The following is a 3,921-nucleotide window of genomic DNA, read 5'->3' on the forward strand; positions in this document are numbered from 1 at the left end:
CGGCGACTCCTACCGCATGAAGGACGCCAAACACCGGAAGGAGCAGCCCAAGCCAACCTAGGAACTACCGCACGGGGCGGATACTTTTATCTGGCCACCAGCGGATACTTCGACTTGGCCATTGACACCGGCGACGTATCTGCGCGGCCCCGGGTTCTCACCGGCACCGACACCGCATCGGTCGAAACCATGCCGATGACAGGTGGTGGCGGTTACCGTCGGCGTTTTGAGTTGCGTTGCGCGCCAGACGTGTCGGACACGGACGCGCTCGTCTTATGCAATTCAGCGGCGAGTTGTTAAGCGGCTACGCTCGGGATCCTCCGTTCGCGAGCATCCGTTCTCGCTCAGCCTCGGCTAGCAGCGCTTCCGGCGCCCCTGCCAATGCAGCTCTCGCAGCTCTCCGCGGCGTCGGTGTTTAGCTGAGTAGGCGCTGTTGGTTTGAGTGGAATCGCCCCGATACATATACGTTGTCGGCGATCCCCTCACCTTAGATATGGACAATTAGGTAGTCGTTCCCAACGTTGGCGGCCACGTGCCTTTCGGCACGCCTCCGTCGCGTCTCGCCTGGAGGTGCTGCTGACCAGAAAGTCGTCTCCTGATGGCCCGTGGTGAAATCCCAACCCTGCCCGGGTAATGCCCCGACCGGATCAGGACCCAGCGTTTCCAATTCCTCGCGCAATTGCTCTCGCGCAGAACGCCAGGAGCTGGCGGTCGCTGGACTCGCCGTGCCACGCACGTAGGCGACGGCGGCGATGCTGTGGTTCGAATTGTCGCTGAACGGGGCGACCGCTGCCTCGGTCGCGGCGACCTCCCGCGGCAGCGGCGTCGCCTCGACATCGAGGTCGGTGTAGAGGGAAGGGCTCACCTCGTTCCGGTCGTCGCCGGCGGACACCGCGTAGGTCGTGACTGTCGATGGGCCACCTTCGGAAACCGCGACGACGGTCAACAACACGTAGTCTTCGCTGGAACGATTGTCGGACAACACAATCCCGTGTTGTAGCGAAGAGCCGAAATCTTCGCTTATGGAGTCCACAAGAGCCGAGACAAGTGGATGTCCGGGCGCCATCAACTCGGGTGGGTCCGCCGCGAAAGCGAGACTGTCGGAGTGCTCGAACGCGACTTTGTCATAGCGGGCCATTAGAGAGGTGCCGAACTGATCCCGCAACAGCGTGGGCACGTACGCGACCTGCCATGCGTCACCGCGCATCCCGACCTCGACATGGAGAAGCGGCGCCGCCCGCAGCACGAAGTCGCGGACTACGTCCGGTTGGAAACTCGACGCCTTCGCGATTGCCATCTCACGACGAAGCGCTGCGAGTTCCTGCGGTGTCAGCGTGCTCACCGACGCGGCACGCTTTTCAACGGCCGTTTTCAAGCGTCCTGAAACCGAGTCGAGGTCTGAAGCGATCTCGTCATGCTGCGCCTCGCCGGCCACCGCGCGGCGCAGCAACTGGCTGAGGCTAATTTCGGTCAGTACCTCGCCGAGAACATCGAACACTTGGTCGCCGAGCGCCTCCCGCTGCACTTCCACCTTTTCGAGCAGCTTCTGAAACACATCACCTTCGCGCGTGTCAGCGGCGATCAGATTCCACAGGTGGCAGGTGTGTCGCTGACCGATCCGATGAATTCGCCCGAAGCGTTGTTCGAGTCGATTCGGATTCCATGGCACGTCGTAATTGACCATCAAATGAGCGACCTGCAGGTTGACTCCCTCACCGGCGGCATCTGTCGCGATGAGCACGGAGCTGCTCGGTTCCTCGATGAACTTGGCCTGTGCTCGGCGGCGATCGGTCCATGACATCGCTCCATGAATGACCTGAACGTCGACGGTCCTTCCCAGCAGCTCGACGAGGCGGTCCTCGAGGTAATCAAGGGTGTCGCGATTTTCGGAGAAGATAATGATCTTACGTCGCTGTCCGTCCGCGTCGAACATGGCTTCACTCGTGAGCAGCTCGGCAAGCGCAGCCCACTTGGCGTCAGCGCGGGCAGAAAAGACGGCCTCAGCATGTGTGACGAGCCGATCCAGCACCAAGATCTCCGCCTCGAGTTCCGCCGGTGTTCGAGCGTTCGTGGCTGCGCTGGCCACCTCGTCTTGATAGGTCTCCGCCCTCGAGCTGCTCATCTCGTCAGGATCGTCGTCACCCAGTCCGAGTGTCGCTGCGAGGGCGCCGGCGAGCTTCCCCTCGGCAGCGTGCGCCTGGTCCGCCTGCGCGCGTAGCCGGTCGCGTCGACGGGTCAGCGACCGCAGAATTGCCTGCGGAGACGACGCCAATCGGCGCTGGAGAACCACGAGCGCGAAACCCACATTGCGCCTGGTGTCGTCGTCGGAGACCTTGTTCATCTCCTCGCGCACGTACTCGCTGACCGCCTCATAGAGGCCGCTCTCAACCGGGCTGAGGCGGTAGGGCAAGGTGCTTGCGCGGCGCTCGGGAAACAGGGGCGTCCCGTCCAAATGGACGAGTTGTTCTTTCACCAGGCGGCGCATCAGTCCGCTGCCCGCGGGATCCTCGATGACGGGCTGATCCGCGGATCCGAGCAACGTGAGGAACTGCCTGTAGTCGGCGTCTTTGCCGTTATGGGGAGTCGCCGTCATTAGTAACGTGCTCGGGACCGCGTCACGAATCGCTTCGGCCAGCTTGAACCTCTTCGTTTTGGTGATGGTGCTACCCCACGCGCTGACGGAAAGCTTGTGCGCCTCGTCAAAGATGGCGAGGTCGTACCCTCCGTCGACGGCTAGCGCGGTCAGTTCGCTGCTGCGGCTGAACTGATCGAGGCGGACAATGAGGAAGGGAAAATCTTTCAGCGACTTGTTGGCCAAGTCGCGCAAGAGCGAGCTTTCGAAGATCTCAAACTGGAGCGCGAACTTCTGACTCAGCTCGTTCTGCCACTGCTCGACGAGACTTCCGGGGACCACGATGAGACAGCGCCGGATCCACCCCCGCGCGAGCGCTTCTTTGATGAACAGGCCCGCCATGATGGTCTTGCCGGCACCGGGGTCGTCGGCGAGCAGGAACCGTTTGGGGTGCCCGGCGAGCATGTAGTCATAGACCGCCTGTACCTGATGTGGCAACGCTTCGATGTTGGAAGCCGACACGGCCAGCAACGGGTTGAGCGCGGCCGCATACCGCAAACGCAGGGCTTCGATCGCGAGCCAGAACTGGTCAGGATCAGCGGCAAGAGTGGGACCTCGTCCACCCACCAATCGGACCGTCTTCATCTCCTCCGCGGAGAGCAGCCGCGACTCCTCCGATACCGAATTCGTCCCGGTAGCGGACGAAGGCGCCGGTACCGGCTGAGGCGATCTCGAGGATCTCGACGACCGCTTCGAATGCCAGTCCTTCGACTTTGCTTCCCGGCGAGAGGTGAGCGAACTCAGCCAGCACCTCGTCTCCAATCTTTCGGATCAGCTACCCGCATGATAAACAGCAAAGGGGAGGAGTTTGGCGTGGAAATCATGGTTGCGAGCGGGGTGCAACTCGACCACGCGTGGGTCGATCTCAATGCTGAATTCGGAGCTGCGTTACGCCAATGGTCGAGGCAGGTCCTTGCACTCGTGGTCGAGGAAGCGAATCGTCTCGATGCGGGAATGCTGCTGATTGCCGGCGGTCTCTTCGACCGTGCGTACGTGTTGCCCACCACGGTCGATTACGCGGCCCAAATCCTGGGCACGTTCAACGGCGACGTTCTGATTGTGCCCGGCGAGTCGGACTGGATCGACGGCACTAGCCTCTACAGCACCCATCACTGGGCTACCAACACGTCGATCTGTTCGTCCTCCGAATACCAACCCTGCGGATAGCGTCCCGTGGAGTGGTGGACTTCGGATCTGGCGTGGTTCACGCGTTGTGATCAACGAGTCATGTTGAACGCTAGGTGATTTGGTGTTGTTTGGCAAGTGCTGCCGCAGCGTGTTTGGCGGCA

The 3,921-nt window shown here is 61.7% G+C and carries 2 protein-coding genes; one reads left to right on the forward strand and one right to left on the reverse strand.

What is annotated here, in order from left to right:
- Positions 1 to 487 precede the first annotated feature (487 nt).
- Positions 488 to 3,217 carry a DEAD/DEAH box helicase gene (locus tag MHN84_RS29475; protein WP_241207977.1) on the reverse strand — a complete coding sequence of 910 codons (2,730 nt, stop codon included), beginning with the start codon at positions 3,215 to 3,217 and terminating at the stop codon, positions 488 to 490.
- A 228-nt stretch (positions 3,218 to 3,445) separates the two neighbouring features.
- Here MHN84_RS29475 and MHN84_RS29480 point away from each other — a divergent pair, with 228 nt between their 5' ends.
- Complete coding sequence (locus MHN84_RS29480) at positions 3,446 to 3,799, forward strand: hypothetical protein (RefSeq protein WP_241207978.1); 354 nt, start codon at positions 3,446 to 3,448, stop codon at positions 3,797 to 3,799.
- The last annotated feature ends 122 nt before the right edge of the window (positions 3,800 to 3,921 follow it).

Source organism: Mycobacterium sp. PSTR-4-N (assembly GCF_022348085.1).
GTDB lineage: Bacteria > Actinomycetota > Actinomycetes > Mycobacteriales > Mycobacteriaceae > Mycobacterium.